Source organism: Rhodococcus sp. R1101 (assembly GCF_000278445.1).
In the GTDB taxonomy this organism is placed as follows: domain Bacteria; phylum Actinomycetota; class Actinomycetes; order Mycobacteriales; family Mycobacteriaceae; genus Rhodococcus; species Rhodococcus gordoniae.
The window spans coordinates 1-16,015 of record NZ_AJVB01000007.1; the positions used below are offsets into that span (position 1 = coordinate 1).

General features: G+C 66.0%; 16 protein-coding genes and 3 pseudogenes. 12 read left to right on the forward strand and 7 right to left on the reverse strand.

The genetic code is table 11. From position 1 onward, the window contains the following. Window positions 1-317, reverse strand: a pseudogene (locus R1101_RS25665) (hypothetical protein); the annotation flags it as partial. 154 nt (window positions 318-471) lie between these two features. On the opposite strand from R1101_RS25665, the gene rpsF reads away from it, so the two are divergent. From rpsF to dnaB, 5 genes are all read left to right on the forward strand, one after another. After that, window positions 472-759: a 30S ribosomal protein S6 gene (gene rpsF, locus R1101_RS0101420; protein ID WP_016931707.1), complete on the forward strand. Its 288-nt coding sequence runs from the start codon at window positions 472-474 to the stop codon at window positions 757-759. 64 nt (window positions 760-823) lie between these two features. Beyond that, the gene (locus tag R1101_RS0101425) at window positions 824-1,342 is read left to right on the forward strand and encodes a single-stranded DNA-binding protein (protein ID WP_006550801.1); all 519 of its coding nucleotides are present in this window, start codon (window positions 824-826) and stop codon (window positions 1,340-1,342) included. Window positions 1,343-1,383: 41 nt separating this feature from the next. Further along, complete coding sequence (gene rpsR, locus R1101_RS0101430; protein WP_006550800.1) at window positions 1,384-1,626, forward strand: 30S ribosomal protein S18; 243 nt, start codon at window positions 1,384-1,386, stop codon at window positions 1,624-1,626. 17 nt (window positions 1,627-1,643) lie between these two features. Further along, on the forward strand, window positions 1,644-2,099 hold the full coding sequence (gene rplI, locus R1101_RS0101435) for a 50S ribosomal protein L9 (protein ID WP_026002765.1): 456 nt from the start codon (window positions 1,644-1,646) through the stop codon (window positions 2,097-2,099). 493 nt (window positions 2,100-2,592) lie between these two features. Continuing rightward, window positions 2,593-5,793, forward strand: coding sequence for a replicative DNA helicase (gene dnaB / locus R1101_RS0101440; protein WP_016931709.1), 3,201 nt, complete (start codon window positions 2,593-2,595; stop codon window positions 5,791-5,793). A gap of 75 nt (window positions 5,794-5,868) precedes the next feature. Here dnaB and R1101_RS0101445 read toward each other — a convergent pair whose 3' ends face one another. Further along, on the reverse strand, window positions 5,869-6,369 hold the full coding sequence (locus R1101_RS0101445) for an ArsI/CadI family heavy metal resistance metalloenzyme (protein WP_026002767.1): 501 nt from the start codon (window positions 6,367-6,369) through the stop codon (window positions 5,869-5,871). 92 nt (window positions 6,370-6,461) lie between these two features. On the opposite strand from R1101_RS0101445, the gene R1101_RS0101450 reads away from it, so the two are divergent. The 4 genes and pseudogenes from R1101_RS0101450 (at window position 6,462) to R1101_RS0101465 (ending at window position 8,124) form a co-directional block, all read left to right on the forward strand. After that, on the forward strand, window positions 6,462-6,821 hold the full coding sequence (locus R1101_RS0101450; protein ID WP_026002768.1) for an Rv2640c family ArsR-like transcriptional regulator: 360 nt from the start codon (window positions 6,462-6,464) through the stop codon (window positions 6,819-6,821). A gap of 24 nt (window positions 6,822-6,845) precedes the next feature. After that, window positions 6,846-7,138, forward strand: a pseudogene (locus R1101_RS25670) (helix-turn-helix domain-containing protein); the annotation flags it as partial. Next, a complete protein-coding gene (locus R1101_RS0101460) occupies window positions 7,107-7,451 on the forward strand; it encodes a DUF3703 domain-containing protein (protein ID WP_037221918.1) in 345 nt (114 codons plus the stop codon). The pseudogene R1101_RS25670 and the gene R1101_RS0101460, both read left to right, overlap by 32 nt. Before the next feature lie 67 nt (window positions 7,452-7,518). Continuing rightward, window positions 7,519-8,124: a phosphoribosylanthranilate isomerase gene (locus R1101_RS0101465; protein WP_016931713.1), complete on the forward strand. Its 606-nt coding sequence runs from the start codon at window positions 7,519-7,521 to the stop codon at window positions 8,122-8,124. 25 nt (window positions 8,125-8,149) lie between these two features. On the opposite strand, the gene R1101_RS0101470 is transcribed toward R1101_RS0101465, so the two are convergent. From R1101_RS0101470 to R1101_RS0101490, 4 genes and pseudogenes are all read right to left on the reverse strand, one after another. Next, on the reverse strand, window positions 8,150-9,100 hold the full coding sequence (locus tag R1101_RS0101470) for a DUF808 domain-containing protein (protein WP_026002769.1): 951 nt from the start codon (window positions 9,098-9,100) through the stop codon (window positions 8,150-8,152). Window positions 9,101-9,305: 205 nt separating this feature from the next. Beyond that, a pseudogene (gene arsB, locus R1101_RS0101480) lies at window positions 9,306-10,790 on the reverse strand (ACR3 family arsenite efflux transporter). Next, window positions 10,787-11,146, reverse strand: coding sequence for an ArsR/SmtB family transcription factor (locus R1101_RS0101485; protein WP_016931717.1), 360 nt, complete (start codon window positions 11,144-11,146; stop codon window positions 10,787-10,789). Before R1101_RS0101485 ends, arsB begins: the two are co-directional and overlap by 4 nt. Window positions 11,147-11,341: 195 nt before the next feature. Then, on the reverse strand, window positions 11,342-12,331 hold the full coding sequence (locus tag R1101_RS0101490; protein ID WP_026002770.1) for a bile acid:sodium symporter family protein: 990 nt from the start codon (window positions 12,329-12,331) through the stop codon (window positions 11,342-11,344). A gap of 84 nt (window positions 12,332-12,415) precedes the next feature. Here R1101_RS0101490 and R1101_RS0101495 point away from each other — a divergent pair, with 84 nt between their 5' ends. Further along, the gene (locus tag R1101_RS0101495) at window positions 12,416-13,273 is read left to right on the forward strand and encodes a LysR family transcriptional regulator (protein WP_016931719.1); all 858 of its coding nucleotides are present in this window, start codon (window positions 12,416-12,418) and stop codon (window positions 13,271-13,273) included. Between the two features lie 70 nt (window positions 13,274-13,343). Continuing rightward, entirely contained in the window at window positions 13,344-13,838 is a 495-nt protein-coding gene (locus R1101_RS0101500) for a hemerythrin domain-containing protein (RefSeq protein WP_016931720.1), read from the forward strand. Here the strand turns inward: R1101_RS0101500 and R1101_RS0101505 are convergent. Further along, window positions 13,831-14,511 carry a hypothetical protein gene (locus R1101_RS0101505; protein ID WP_016931721.1) on the reverse strand — a complete coding sequence of 227 codons (681 nt, stop codon included), beginning with the start codon at window positions 14,509-14,511 and terminating at the stop codon, window positions 13,831-13,833. The two genes, R1101_RS0101500 and R1101_RS0101505, sit on opposite strands and share 8 nt — an antisense overlap. Before the next feature lie 87 nt (window positions 14,512-14,598). Between R1101_RS0101505 and R1101_RS0101510 the strand changes: the two genes are divergently transcribed. After that, on the forward strand, window positions 14,599-15,867 hold the full coding sequence (locus tag R1101_RS0101510) for a glutaminase (RefSeq protein ID WP_016931722.1): 1,269 nt from the start codon (window positions 14,599-14,601) through the stop codon (window positions 15,865-15,867). Window positions 15,868-16,015: the final 148 nt, after the last annotated feature.

Below are 16,015 nucleotides of genomic sequence, written 5' to 3' on the forward strand. Positions count from 1 at the left end.
GCACCGATCGCTCCGACCCACATGAGCACCCCGCTGAGCACGGGGTATTCGACGGTGCCTCCGGTCAGCGCTCCCGAGGAGGTGATGCCCCCGTCGACGAAGGGGAACACGTGCGTGTTGATACCGCGGCCGATCCACAACTGCTGGATGTCGGAATAGCAGACGTTCGCGTCCTTGATGTCCTCGAACCGCAGCGTGCGGCCCTCGGCGTCGAAGGTGGGGCCGGCGCACCGGGCCTTGTTCAGGTAGCCGAACCACATCATCACCGCGCACGTCAGGACGGCGACGAGCGAGACGGTCCCGGAACTCGTGCGCATGTCCTCACCCTAGGACAATTCCTCTGCCTGCGAAGGCCGGCGATTTCGCTGGTCGCCGGGCTGTCGTGTACCCTTCATGGGTTGCTGACGCAACGACCCTCCTGTCACGGAACGTCCGTGACCGTTCACAGTCCATAGGAGGTGATGAGGTCTTATGCGTCATTACGAATTGATGATCATCCTGGACCCCAGCCTGGACGAGCGCACCGTCGCTCCCTCGCTGGAGACGTTCCTCAACGTCATTCGCCAGGAAGGCGGCAAGGTCGACAAGGTCGACGTGTGGGGTAAGCGCCGTCTCGCCTACGAGATCGCCAAGAACAGCGAAGGCATCTACGCGGTGGTCGACATCAGCGCGACGCCTGCTGCCGTTGCAGAGCTGGATCGCCAGCTCGGCCTGAACGAGTCGGTGCTCCGCACCAAGGTTCTGCGCCACGGCAAGTGAGCCTGTCGGCGCCGGGCCGTAGGCTCTGGCGCATCAGGACTCCCCACACTGCAGGAGGAACCACATGGCAGGCGATACCGTCATCACCGTGGTCGGCAATCTGACCGCCGACCCCGAACTGCGTTTCACCCCCGCGGGTGCTGCGGTTGCGAATTTCACCGTCGCATCCACGCCCCGCGTGTTCGACCGTCAGTCCAACGAATGGAAGGACGGCGAGGCTCTGTTCCTGCGCTGCAACATCTGGCGTGAGGCAGCGGAGAACGTGGCCGAGAGCTTGACTCGCGGCTCGCGTGTGATCGTGCAGGGCCGGCTCAAGCAGCGCAGCTACGAGACGCGTGAAGGCGAGAAGCGCACTGTCGTGGAGCTCGAGGTCGACGAGATCGGCCCCTCGCTCCGTTACGCCACGGCCAAGGTCACCAAGGCCGGTCGCGGCGGCGGTGGCGGAGGCTTCGGTGGTTCCTCCGGTGGATCGGGCGGTGGCCGTCCCGCTCAGAACACGAACGTCGGCGGAGACGACCCGTGGGGCGATGCCCCGCAGTCGGGCTCCTTCGGCGGTTCCGGGGACGACGAGCCTCCGTTCTGATCCGACCTCGATCGGAACATCCAAAATTACGGAGAACGACCATGCCTAAGTCGCCCGCGCGCGAGAAGGTTTTGAAGAAGAAGGTCTGCACCTTCTGCAAGGAAAAGAACGTGCAGATCGATTACAAGGACACGACGCTGCTGCGCAAGTACGTCAGCGATCGCGGCAAGATCCGCGCTCGCCGCGTCACCGGCAACTGCGTGCAGCACCAGCGCGACGTCGCTGTTGCTGTGAAGAACTCTCGTGAGGTGGCTCTGCTCCCTTACGTCTCGACGACTCGCTGAGGAAAGGGAGGGACACGATGAAGCTCATCCTTACTGCTGACGTGGACAACCTCGGTGCGCCTGGCGACACCGTTGAGGTCAAGGACGGCTACGGCCGCAACTACCTGCTGCCCCGCGGCCTGGCGATCGTTGCCACCCGCGGTGCCCAGAAGCAGGTCGAGGGCATCCGCCGTGCTCAGGAGGCTCGCGCCGTGCGTGGTCTCGAGCACGCCCAGGAGCTCAAGACCGCCATCGAGGGCCTCGAGGACGTCTCGCTGAGCGTCAAGACCTCGAGCGACTCGGGCAAGCTGTTCGGCTCGGTCACCGCTGCCGATGTCGCCGGTGCTCTCAAGGCTGCCGGTGGCCCGGTTGTCGACAAGCGCATCGTCGAGCTGCCCAAGGCTCACATCAAGGCGACCGGTAAGCACCAGATCGTCGTGAAGCTGCACCCGGACGTCACCGCGAAGTTCACTCTGAACGTCGTGGCTGCCTGATTCCGGCCTCCCGAGGAGCCCCGCGCCTGCTTGGCGTGGGGCTCCTCGTCGTCTGTGCACAGCCTGTGGATAAACCGGGGGGTAAACCACACCGTTGTGACTCCTCGGAATGTCGTTCGGGGAACGAAAGGGTGAACACGCCCGGCCCGGCGACACGCCGAAATTCTTTTCCTCCACAGGTGTGAAAAGCCATTTTCTGCTTTCTACCTGCGGAGATGTGAGATGTGAGATGTGTTGTCCCCAGGTTGTGCACATCCGGTGCACAACCCTGTCCTCCCCTTTCCACAATTCATCCCCAAGTGTGTGCACAACCCGAGTTGTGGACGATCATCCAGATCCCTAACGTCGGGCGCACGACTCCACACACAGGATGTCGGTAGGGGCGAGTAGAACCGGACACGAAACCCCGGGTACCGACACCGGGAGTGCGTGCAGGTATCCGCCGGTGCGCAGCGCACCGAGTGGGGACATGTGGAGGAAGGCAGGCACTGCAGTGGCCGTCGTTGACGATCGTGGTAATCCCGAATATTCGGGACCTCCCGAGGAACCGAGTGGAGACTTCGGCCGCCAGCCCCCTCAGGATCTCGTGGCCGAGCAGTCCGTGCTCGGCGGCATGCTGCTGAGCAAGGACGCCATCGCCGACGTTCTCGAGGTACTGAGGCCCGGCGACTTCTACCGGCCCGCTCACCAGGCCGTGTACGACGCGATCCTCGATCTCTACAGCCGTGGCGAACCCGCCGACCCGGTCACCGTGTCGGCCGAACTCGACCGGCGCGGCGAACTCAAGCGTCTCGGCGGAGCCGCCTACCTCGTCACACTCACCCAGACCGTGCCCACCGCGGCCAACGCCGGCTACTACGCCGAGATCGTCGCCGAGAAGGCCGTCCTGCGACGGCTCGTCGAGGCCGGCACCCGCATCGTCCAGTACGGCTACGCCGGTGCCGAAGGTCAGGATGTCGCCGAGGTCGTCGACCGCGCACAGGCCGAGGTCTTCGAGGTCGCCGAACGACGCACCACCGAAGACTTCGTGCCGCTCGAAGAACTTCTGCAGCCCACGATGGACGAGATCGACTCCATCGCCAGTCGCGGTGGCATCTCCCTCGGTGTGCCCACCGGCTTCGCCGAACTCGACGAGCTCACCAACGGGCTGCACGCCGGCCAGATGATCATCGTCGCCGCCCGCCCCGGTGTGGGTAAGGCCCTCGCGCTCGACACCCCCCTGCCCACCCCCACCGGCTGGACCACCATGGGCGAGGTCGGCGTGGGCGACGAACTCCTCGGCGCCGACGGCCGACCTACGCGCGTCCTCGCCGCCACCGAGGTGATGCACGGCCGTCCGTGCTTCGACGTCGTGTTCTCCGACGGCACTGTGATCGTCGCCGACGAGCAGCACCAGTGGCGCACCGGCGACGGCGCGATCCGCACCACCGGTGAACTCGTCGCCACCGCCGAGGCGCGGCACGATATCGCCAATGCCGCTCCCCTGGCGCTTCCCGCCGTCGAACTGCCGGTCTCCCCCTTCACGCTCGGTGCGTGGCTCGGCGGTCCGTCGGCCGATCCCGAGCTGCACATGCGGGTCGAAGGCGAGGGCGGCTTCACCAGCGCCCTCGTCGCCCTCGGTGCCCACATCCCCGCCGGGTACCAGCGGGCATCCGAACAGCAACGCCGCGAACTCCTCGCGGGTCTGCTCGACGCCGGTGGAGAAATCGACGACGACGGCACCATCCGGTTCGTCGGCTCGTCCGAGCAGTTGGCGCAGGGCGTCGCCGAGCTCCTCGCAGGTCTCGGTTACGCACCCGCTCTCGACGGCGTCGAGATCTCCTTCACCGCCGACGACGACGTCTTCGTGTTGCCCAGTAAGGCCGTGCGGCACAAGGAATGCCGTGCTGAGGTGCCGCGTGGGCGCCGCGTCGTCGCCGTCCGCCCGGTTCCGTCGGTCCCGGTGCGGTGCGTCGAGGTCGACGGCGACCACATGTACCTCGCGGGTCGCGCGATGGTGCCCACGCACAACTCCACGCTCAGCATGGACTTCATGCGGTCGTGCTCCATCAAGCACGGCATGGCGTCGGTCATCTTCTCTCTCGAGATGGGCAAGACCGAGATCGTCATGCGTCTGCTGTCCGCGGAAGCGAAGATCAAGCTCGGCGACATGCGATCCGGACGCATGACGGACGACGACTGGACGCGCCTCGCCCGCCGCATGAGCGAGATCAGCGAGGCGCCGTTGTTCATCGACGACTCACCGAACCTCACGATGATGGAGATTCGCGCAAAAGCGCGGCGGCTCAAGCAGAAACACGACATTCGTCTCATCGTCATCGACTACCTGCAGCTCATGTCGTCCGGTAAGAAGGTCGAGTCGCGTCAGCAGGAGGTCTCCGAATTCTCCCGTAGCCTCAAGCTTCTGGCGAAGGAGCTCGAGGTTCCGGTCGTCGCGGTGTGTCAGCTCAACCGTGGCCCGGAGCAGCGCACCGACAAGCGGCCGCAGGTCTCCGATCTTCGTGAGTCGGGTTGCCTGCCGGCATCCACGCGCATCATGCGCGCCGACACCGGTGCCGAGGTCCCGCTCGGCGAACTGCTCGAGTCGGGCGAGGAGCCCCTCGTGTGGTCGCTCGACGAACGCATGCGGATGGTCGTCCGGCCGATGGTGAAGGTCTTCCCCAGCGGACGTAAGGAAGTCTTCCGATTGGAGCTGGCCTCGGGGCGCCGTGTCGACGCCACGGCGAACCATCCCTTCCTCACCATCGACGGGTGGATGCCGCTGGGCGAGTTGATCGCCGGTGAGCGCGTCGCAGTGCCGCGCGCGGTGCCCGCACCCCTCGACGTCATGCCCGCGTCCGACGACGAGGTGGCCGCTCTCGCAGATACCGCCGTGGCCGGCCGACCGGTCCCCACCCGCGCGTTCTCGCTCCCCAAGGAGCAGGTCGCCGAGCTGGTCTGCCACATCTGGGAAGACGGCGGTGAGGTCGCCTGGGACGCAGGGGCCGCCCGCGCCGTCGTCCGCTACCGGTCGGCGGACCGTCGTCTCGCCGACGATCTCGCTCGCCTGCTCCTGCGCATCGGCGTGTTCGCGCGGATCACCGACGCCGGTGGCGGCTGGGACGTCACGGTCGCCGGGGCGGAGAACCAGGCGGTCTTCCTCCACGACGTGGGCAAGCACGGAACCGCGGCGCAGTGGGTCCTGGCGCAGCTCGGCCCGAAGCTCGTCAAGCACAGCCCCGACACCGTCACGCCCGAGATCGAAGCCGAGCTCGGCGAACTTCTGGCGGTCGAGCAGCTCGCCCCGATCGGGCCGGTCGCATCCCCCACCCCGCGTACCGCCACGGGCGCACGCTCGCGACTTGCCCGGGTCGCCGACGTCCTCGACACGGCCGACATCGACATGGTCGCCACCAACAACGTGTTCTGGGACGAGATCGTCTCGATCACGAGCCTCGGCGAACAGGACGTCTACGACGGAACGGTGCCCGGCACACACAATTTCGTCGCCGACGGCATCGCGGTGCACAACAGCCTCGAGCAGGACGCCGACATGGTCATCCTGCTGCACCGCCCTGATGCGTTCGAGCGCGACGACCCGCGTGGTGGCGAGGCCGACCTCATCGTCGGCAAGCACCGTAACGGCCCGACCGCAACCATCACTGTTGCCCACCAGCTGCACCTGTCGCGGTTCGTGGACATGGCGCGAGGTTGATCCGAGTTGTCGCCTCGCCCTGGGGGGAGGCGACATCCCTCGTCCTGACTCTGCGAGATTCGTAGCGAAAGGTGCTCAGCAGCAGGAGGTTGCGTCGGCCTTCGACGTGGAGTTGTCGTCCTGCTGCTCGTCCGGGGCGCCGGCCGTGCAGCAGGCTCCGCTGCCGGATTCCTGCGGACCGTCGAGGTGCTGTGGGCTCGACCCGAAGGTCTCCGAATCTGCCAGGACGGTGTACACCTCCCACTTCTCCCCCGCCGGTCCGGTGACCCACGCCTTGTCCTGGGTGGCGTAGCAACAGGTCGTGCCGATCTCCTCGTCGGTGAACAGGCCGGCTTCGGTCAGACGGGCGATCTCGGTGTGCACCTTCTCGGACGAGTCGACCTCGACCCCGAGATGGTTGATCGTGCCGCCCTTGCCCGGGTTCTCGAACAGCACCAGTTTCAACGGTGGATCGGCGATCGCGAAGTTGGCGTAGCCCGGTTCGAGTTTGGCCGGTTCGGTGCCGAACAGTGTCGAGTAGAAGGCGACCGCTTCGGGCAGATCGTCGACGTTGAGGGCGAACTGGATGCGTGACATGACAGCCTCCACTTGTGTGGCATATATCGAATTACTTCCATAGGATCCTCCCCTATTTCGACATATGTCAAGAAGGTAGCTAGAGTCGAATCATGCCGAAAGCTCTGCCTGTGATCGATGTTCGCGCTCCGATCTGCTGCGCACCGGTATCGGCCGCACCGATGAGTGACGATGCCGCCCTCGGGGTCGCGTTGAGGCTGAAGGCCCTGGCCGATCCGGTGCGCATCAAACTCGTGTCGATCCTGCTCACCGCAGACGAAGGCGCGGTGTGTACCTGCGATCTTGCAGCCGGTGTGGATCTTGCGGAATCGACGGTGAGCCATCATCTCGGACAACTGCGCAAGGCCGGCATGATCGAATCCGAGCGACGCGGAATGAACGTCTATCACCGCGCCCGATCCGAGTCCCTCGAGGCGCTCAGGGTCGTTCTGGATCCGAACTGCTGCCGTTGATCGAATCCGCGAAACGAGTGGGTGCCCGGCTATCCGTCCGGTCTCGCGGAACAGGCCGGCGTCTCCCGGCAGATCCTCTCGAATCACCTGGCATGCCTGTGGGGTTGCGAATCGGTGGTCGCGGTCCGGAAAGTCGGCGGAATCGATACGAGTCGGCGGATCCCCGAATCGGGCATGCACTCGACGGCCTGATCGGTCTCGTGCTGGAGGTCGACCCCGAGTGCTGCTTACGTCGGCAACCGGAACCCATTGCGATTGCTGTGACGACGAGAAGGGCGGACATCGATGAAGGCACGAATGACGGACAGGGCTCGTGAGGTGTATCGGCACGAGATGGACGCAGCGAAAAATGCTGCAGAAGCAGAGGATCGGTGGCGTCACCTCGAGCGTGCCCACATTGCGTCCCAGCCGGATCCGTGGTTGCACACGTGCAATCACGTGGCCATGCTCGCCCTCGCATTGCGGCAACGTGATCGGCGGGAGGCGCTCGGGCAGGTGGTGCGAATCCTCGTCGCTGCCCCAGGCTCGTGGACGGGACGATATCCCGAGGGCAACACGGGACGAGTGAGTGCAGGGCTGACCACGCCCATGACCGTTCCCGCCGACCTGGCCGACGAGTTGTCGCGGTAGGCGCGGCGATCGTCTGCGTCACTGCCGGGCCTATCCTCGACGTGGCGGACCGGTGGGAAGGCAGACGATGACGTTCATCAAGATGTGCGGATTGCAGGACGAGGCGACGGTCGATCTCGCCGTCGAACTGGATGTCGACGCGGTCGGTTTCGTCTTCGCCGAGAGTCCCCGTCGAATCCCCCCCGACCGGGCTGCAGCCCTTCGCACCCGCGTGCCCGCCGGAACACTCGCGGTCGGCGTCTACGTGAAGATGCCGCTCGACGAGATCATCGCGACCGCCCGCGCCGCCGATCTCGACCACGTCCAGGTGCACGACCTGCGGTCGGCCGACGACGTACGCATATTGCACGACGCCGGGCTGACGGTGATCCGCGCGGTCAACACCGGAGGAGCCGAGGCACTGTCCGAGGACTTCGGTGCCGACCTGCTGCTCGTCGACGGCGCCGTCGCCGGTGCCGGCAAGACGTGGGACTGGCAGGATCGCAGTGCTCTGCCGTCCGGTCGATGGATCCTGGCCGGCGGACTGAATCCGGAGAATGTGAAGAAGGCGATCGCCACGTCCGGGGCGTGGGGTGTCGACGTCTCCAGCGGTATCGAAGCCGAGCGCGGCGTCAAGGATCCCGGTCTCATGAGGGCGTTCGCGTGGTCGGTCCGGGGCCGAGCCCCGGAGTGACCTGTTCGGCCGAGCGACTCGTGTGTCAGTGCGCGGCGTCGGCCTTCTTCCGCCGCGGGATCAGGTGCATGATCAGCACGACGATCGCGCCCACGACGAGACCGACGACGGCCGACGCTATCGTCCCCGCCGTCCACGACAGAACGCCGCCGAATCCGCCGTGCACGAGTTCGCCGAACCAGTGCTCGAGGTCGTGCAGGCGATCGGCGGGCCAGTGGAATCCGGCCTCGCCGACGTTGACGAGCAGGATGTGCCCACCGACCCACAGCATGGCGGCGATACCGACAACGGTGAGAACGGTCATCAGCTTGGGCATCGCCGTGACGAGACCGCGACCGACGCGCTGAGCGAAGGTGGACTTCCGTTTCGCGAGCGCCAGGCCGACGTCGTCCATCTTCACGATCAGGGCGACCACGCCGTACACCAGGACGGTGATGAGGACGGCGACGACGATGAGGACGAGCAGACGGGTCAGGAAGGGTTCGTCCTCGACCGAGGCCAGCGAGATCACCATGATCTCGGCGGACAGGATGAGATCGGTGCGGATCGCGCCGCCGATCATGGCCTTCTCGAACTCGGGGCCCTTCTCCGCCGCGGTGGTTTCTTCTTCGTGGTGACCGCCGGTGAGTGCTTCGTAGACCTTCTCGGCGCCCTCGTAGCAGAGGAACAGACCGCCGGCGATGAGCAGATACGGCAGGGCCTGCGGGAGGAACTGACTCAGGATCATCGCGACCGGCAGGATGATCAGCAGCTTGTTGCGGATCGACCCGATCGCGATCTTGCGGATGATCGGCAGCTCGCGATCGGGGGTGAACCCGTGCACGTAGCGAGGGGTAACGGCCGTGTCGTCGACGACCACGCCCGCTGCCTTGACGCTCGCCCTGCCGGCCGCAGCGCCGATGTCGTCTATGGATGCCGCGGCTGCCTTCGCAAGTACCGCGACGTCGTCCAGAAGGGCGACGAGACCACCAGCCACGGGAACCTCCCACAGTTCGGCTGCACCGAGCCGATCGACCGACACGCAATTACGAGTCGTCTCGGAACGCTACCGGACCTGCGATGACGTGCAACGCGGTGTCCGGAGCATGCCGGGAACGACGGGCGTCCACACCGAGCGCCCTACGCGGGCGCCCAGTGTGACAGACCTGTGGGTACCCGGTGGATGCGGTCGTCGAACTCGATCATGCCGGCGATGTCAGCTCGGCGATCAGAGCTTCGACCTTCGCCCGGATCTCGTCACGGATCGGACGCACGGCGTCGATTCCTCGTCCGGCCGGGTCGTCGAGCGCCCAATCCCGGTACGAGGTGCCGGGGAACGCCGGGCAGGTGTCGCCGCACCCCATTGTGATCACGACGTCGGAGGCCTGCACGGCGTCGGCGGTGAGGATCTTCGGGTTCTCGCCGGAGATGTCGATTCCGACCTCGGCCATCGCTGCGACCGCAGCAGGGTTCACCTCGTCGGCAGGCGCGGACCCGGCGGAACGGACGGTGATGCGGTCCCCCCGCGAGGTGGCTCAGGAATCCGGCTGCCATCTGGGACCGACCGGCATTGTGGACGCACACGAACAGCACCGACGGAACAGCGGTCACGACACACCTCCGGCGCGTGTGGCGAAACGTGTGCGCAGAGCCAGAGCCACGTAGACGAGTGCGACGAGGACGGGCACTTCGATGAGAGGGCCGACGACTCCCGCCAGGGCCTGCCCGGACGCAACCCCGAACGTGCCGATCGCGACGGCGATGGCGAGTTCGAAGTTGTTTCCCGCGGCGGTGAAGGCAAGTGTGGTGGTGCGTTCGTAGCCGAGTCCCAGGGCAGCACCGAACAGATACCCGCTCCCCCACATGATCGCGAAGTACGCCAGCAATGGCAGGGCGATGCGTACGACGTCGAGCGGTCGTGAAGTGATCTGCTCGCCCTGCAACGCGAACAGGATCACGATGGTGAACAGCAACCCGTACAGTGCCCACGGTCCGATACGCGGAAGGAAGGTCTGCTCGTACCAGCTGCGGCCCTTGGCCTTTTCGCCGACACGACGGGTGAGGAAACCGGCCACGAGTGGGATCCCGAGGAAGATCAGCACGGATTTCGCGATCTGCCACGGGGAGACGTCGAGTCCGGTCTGCTCGAGGCCGAGCCATCCGGGCAGCACCGACAGATAGAACCAGCCGAGGGCGGCGAACATGATCACCTGGAAGACCGAGTTGATCGCGACCAGCACGGCAGCAGCCTCCCGGTCGCCGCACGCCAGGTCGTTCCAGATGATCACCATCGCGATGCAGCGTGCGAGACCGACGATGATCAGACCGGTACGGTATTCGGGCAGATCCGGCAACATCAGCCACGCCAGCGCGAACATCAGTGCGGGACCGACGATCCAGTTGAGGATCAGCGACGAGATCAACAGGGTGCGGTCGCCGGTGACGGTGTCGAGACGGTCGTAGCGCACCTTCGCCAGCACCGGATACATCATGATCAGAAGACCGAGGGCGATCGGCAGCGAGATTCCGTCGATCTCGATGAAGCCCAGGGTTTCTCCGAGTCCGGGAACCGTGCGCCCGAGCAGCAGGCCGATGACGATGGCGGTGCCGATCCAGAGGGGAAGGAAGCGATCGAGTGTCGACATCCTGCCCATGACGGGGCTGTCCACAGCAGTGCGCTCCCTCATGCGGGTACCCCGGCCGATTCGGTCACGAGCACATCGGAGAGTTGTCGTAGTGCGGCCGGAACCACCCGGTAGTACACCCACGTTCCGCGACGCTCGCACTCGAGCAGGCCCGCCTCGCGCAGAACTCTGAGGTGGTGCGAGATCGTCGGTTGGGACAGATCGAACGAGCCCGAGATGTCGCATACGCACGCCTCACCGCCGGCATGGCTCGCGACGAGCGACAGCAACCGCAGGCGCACCGGATCGCCGAGTGCCTTGAACATCCGGGCGAGGTCGGCGGCGCGAGCCCCTGTCAAGGGTTCGCGCACGAGTGGAGAGCCACACACGTCGTCGCCCGCGAGATCTTGATTCGACATCTGTCTATATTGACAGATGTCGAATCTGCACACGGATCCGGAGGGTGAAGCTGTCCGGCCACACCGTTGCGCCGGGCGGCGCCACGGGGCTCGACCTCGTACCGGATGACCTCCAGCTCCACCGGCTCGGACACGGCGTCGTTCGAGGGGGCGGTCGTCGTCTCGTCGCATCCCTTCTGTCGGACAGGTGCTCTGTCACACGACTGCGAGGCTTTCCGGTGTCTTCTTCGCCAACCGCCCGGCGAGGACCGCACACACCAGGAGCTGCATCTGATGGAACAGCATGAGTGGCAGCACGATCAGGCCGATGGGCTGGCCGGGGAAGAGCACGATCGCCATGGGCAGACCGGTGGCGAGGGACTTGGTGGAACCGCAGAAGAGGATCGCGACACGGTCCTGATGCTCGAAACCCAGTCCGCGCGACGAATACCAGGTGAGCGCGAGCACGATTGCGAGCAGCACCGCGCACACACCGACGAGGGCGAACAGGCGACCGACCGAGATCATCGACCAGATGCCTTCGTTCATGCCCCGGCTGAAGGCCACGTACACGACCAGCATGATCGATCCGCGGTCGACGAGCTTGAGCGGCTTGCCGTGGGCCTTCACCCAGCCGCCGATCCAGCGCCGCAGGAACTGACCTGCGACGAACGGCACGAGCAGCATCAGCACGATGTCGAGCACGGCCGAGCCGCTGAAGCGAACGCCCTGCGTGGACATCGTCAGCGCGACCAGCAGCGGCGTCGCGAAGATACCGATGAGGCTCGAGGCGCTGGCCGAGACGATCGAGCCCGGGATGTTGCCGCGCGCCACCGAGACGAGTGCGATGGCCGACTGCACCGTGGACGGCAGCAGGCACAGGTACAGGACGCCGAGATAGAGCGGGTCGCTCAGGATCGACGGCACGAGCACCTCGGCGGCCAGGCCGAGCAGCGGGAAGACGACGAAGGTCGTGGCGAGGATCGTCAGGTGCAGACGCCAGTGCCCGAGACCCTCGATGGCCTCCTGCGTGGACAGGCGCGCGCCGTACAGGAAGAACAGCAACCCGATGGCGATCTTGGCGGCCCAGTTCACACCGTCGAGTACGACCCCGTCGGCGGGCAGCAGAGCAGCGACGGCGACGGTGGCGAGGATGGCGAGCAGGAACGGGTCGAGCCGTCCGAGCACGGGGATCTTGGAGAGCACGAATCGACGGTACGGCAGCCGGAGGTCATTACAGAAGGCGGTCACCGCGTTTTCTGTAATCGCGATTCGTGATGAAATGGGGTCGTGTTCGATCCGGTGCATCTACGGAGCTTCCTCGCCGTCGAGCGGGAGCGCGGCTTCACCGCGGCCGCCCAGCGGCTCGGCCTGCGGCAGTCGACGGTCAGTCAGCACGTCGCACGACTCGAGAAGGAGATCGGGCGCCGCCTCTTCGTCCGCGACACGCACAACGTCGAGCTCACGGCCGACGGGGCCGACATGGTCGCCTTCGCCCGCGAGATCCTCGATCGCCACGATGCCGCCCGCCGGCACTTCTCGGAGTCGCCGCTCAGCGGCCGGCTGCGTTTCGGGGTCTCCGAGGATCTGGTGCTCTACGAGCTTCCCTCGATCCTCGCCGAGTTCCGTCGCAGTCATCCCCGCATCGATCTCGAACTCACCGTGGATCTGAGCGAGGATCTGCAGCGCCGGCTCGACGACAACGAACTCGATCTGGTCTTCGGCAAGCGCCGACCGGGCAGCCGCCACGGTGAGATGATCCTCCGCGAGCGCCTCGTCTTCCTCTCCGCCCCCGATTACGTCCTCGACCCGGACGAGCCCACACCGCTGGTGTCCTATCCGCCCCCGGCCCTGACTCGCGACATCGCCCTCGAGGTCCTTCAGCGCACTGGACGTGGCGTCCGCGTGGCGTGCACGACCGACAGTCTCAACGGTCTGCGCGCTGCCGCGCTCGCCGGGCTGGGTGTGGTGCTGCACGCCGAGCGGCTCCCTCCGCCCGGCCTCGTTCCGGTGCGCGATCCTCAGCGGTTGCTCCCCGACGCCGGTGACATCGAGTTCGTGCTCGTCGCGCGCCGGTCCGTTCTCACCGGTCCGGAGGCGGCACTGCGCTCGGCGATCCTGGCGAATGCGGATCGCGTGCGCGTGTGATGTTGTCCCGGATGGGTATTCCTGTGCCACGCCCGCTGGGGGTAGTAGTGCTCACGCCGCAGGAGGAACCGTGTCCACAGACGCGATCGTGTTGCTGAAGGAAGATCACAAGGAAATCAAGAAGCTCTTCCGCGACTTCCGGAAGGCGGAGGGGGAGAAGGAGAAGGGCAAGATCGTCGACAAGATCATCGAAGCCCTCACCGTGCACACCTATCTCGAGAACGAATGCATGTACCCCGAGGTGCGCTCCCTGCTCCCCGATCTCGAAGACGACATCCTGGAATCCTACGAGGAGCACCACGTCGCCGATGTACTCATCGTCGAATTGGCCGGAATGAAGCCGGACGCAGAGCGTTTCGATGCGAAGACGACGGTCCTGATCGAGAACGTCGAGCACCACATCGACGAGGAGGAGGACGAGTGGTTCCCCAGGGTGCGCGAAGCTCTGGGCCGTAAACAGTTGCAGGACATCGGTGCCCGCATGCTCGAGATGAAAGAGGATGCCCCTCGCTCACCGGCGCAGCCGTCCGCGCTGAAGAAGACGATCGATGCGGTGATCAGTTGACGGTGTGCTGCGGCCGGGCGAGGGAGGCGCCTCGTCCGGCCCGGCTCGCCCGGTAGGCGTCGCGCCGCGTCTCGGCGAGCCATCCCGGCCACGGATCGACGAATCCGGGACAGTGGACGGTGGGATCGAAGGAGGGTTGCTCGGAATCCTTCTCGGGCAGTCGGCGGCTCAGAGTCAGGCGACCGGCCGGTTCCAGCGAGCCCCGGGCCGAACCCACCAGCAGGGAGAACTCGAGTGGGACCTCGAGTGCCTCGACGGAGGTGGTCGAGGACGGATGTCGTCCTCGCGGAACCGCAGTGATCCACCGCGGCGTCGGGTCGGCATCGGTCCGGTAGGCCATGAGTGTGCTGTAGCGGGCACTCGACCACGAGCGGGCCGGCAGCAGCGCCACCCGGCCGGGCAGGTACGCCGAGGCGAACAGGACGTCCCACGGGCCGGTCTTCAGAGGAAAACGCAGCGCGAGGCCGAGCACATCCGGCATTCCGTCGGGTGTGCCGATGCCCCGCGACACCCGCGCGATCACAGGGGTGGGGCGAGGGATCTGCCGGGGCCACCAGGGCCCGAGATCGGCGACCCCTTCGAAGGTCGCGCCGCGCGGGTGGAACACGCGTGCTCCGCGCAGCGCGGATCCCACTCTGAACGGCACGGACAGTGCCGACGACAGGGCAGTCATGACGGTCGCATACCCGTCCGCCGGGCGGTTCAATCGCGTTCGTCACTCCGCGCCCGGGGGGCGCCCGATTCGGTCACGATGAAGGATATGCGTTCACCGTTGCCGGACTACCTGACCGAAGTGCTCCGAGGATGTGCCGACAGTTCGGGTGCACTCGCCGACTACATCCCGGAACTGGCGAGGGCCGACCCGGACCGGTTCGCTCTCACCCTGGTCACTGCCGAGGGCTCGATGTACTCCGTGGGTGACGACGACACCGAGTTCACGATCCAGTCCGTCTCGAAGCCCTTCGTCTACGGTCTCGCACTGCAGCAGAGGGGATTCGGCGCCGTGCTCGACGTGATCGACGTCGAGCCGTCCGGTGAGGCGTTCAACGAGGTCTCGCTCGAACGCAACACGGGACGCCCACTGAATCCGATGATCAACGCGGGCGCGCTCGCCGCTCACGCTCTGGTGCTCGACGGTCGGCGGCCCGAGGACTCGGTGGAGGACATCCGCTGCCTGCTGTCGTCCCTGGCGGGTCGTGAGCTGGTGATCGACGAGAAGGTCGCTGCGTCGGAACTCGGCAACTCCTACCGAAATGTGGCTATCGCCAACCTCCTTCGTGGATACGAAGTGTTCGAGGACGATCCCGACGAGATCGTCGAGGGATACATCCGGCAGTGCTCCGTGACGGTCACCACCAAGGACCTCGCCATGATGGCCGCGACACTGGCGGCGGGCGGCGTGCAACCCGTGACGTGTGAGGAGGTTCTCTCCCGCGATGTCGTGCGTCAGGTGCTGTCGGTGATGGCGACCTGTGGGATGTACGACGCGGCGGGGGACTGGCTCTCCACCGTCGGCATTCCGGCCAAGAGCGGTGTGTCCGGAGGAATCATAGGAATCCTACCGGGACAGTTGGGTATTGCGGCGTACTCGCCGCGGCTCGACGATCACGGGACCAGCGTGCAGGGCGTCGCGGCCTTCGGGCGTCTGTCCCGCGACATGAATCTGCATCTGATGGACGCGCCGATGGTTTCGCACTCGGTGTTGCGCAGACGGCATGTGATCGGCGAGGGTGAGGAGGCTCTCACCCTCCTGGAGTTGCAGGGCGACCTCCAGTTCACCAGTGCCGAAGGGCTCGTGACGGCGGTCGTCGACGAGCCGGTGGAGACGAAGCGCGTGGTCTTCGACCTGTCGCTCGTCCGCACGGTGCTGCCCGTGGGCCGACGTCTGTTGCTGGAGATGATCGGTCGGCTCCATCGCGACGGGGTGGAGGTCGTCGTCGTGGACCCCGAGGGGCATCTGCCCGAGCCCGACACCGGTCACGGGTTCCGGCCGCAGGTCCACGCCACCTGGGAGGACCTGGAGACATAGGGATGAAGGGGCATTCGGCACGAGAGTGACCCGAGTGGCGCCTGTGGAGTCTCGGGAACCACGGGTGGCGTTCCTGCCGAAGACTGGGCTACGGTGTCCTGCGGTGTGCCGGAGGCTGGTCGGCGAAAGACGGTCGTACCCCACGAAA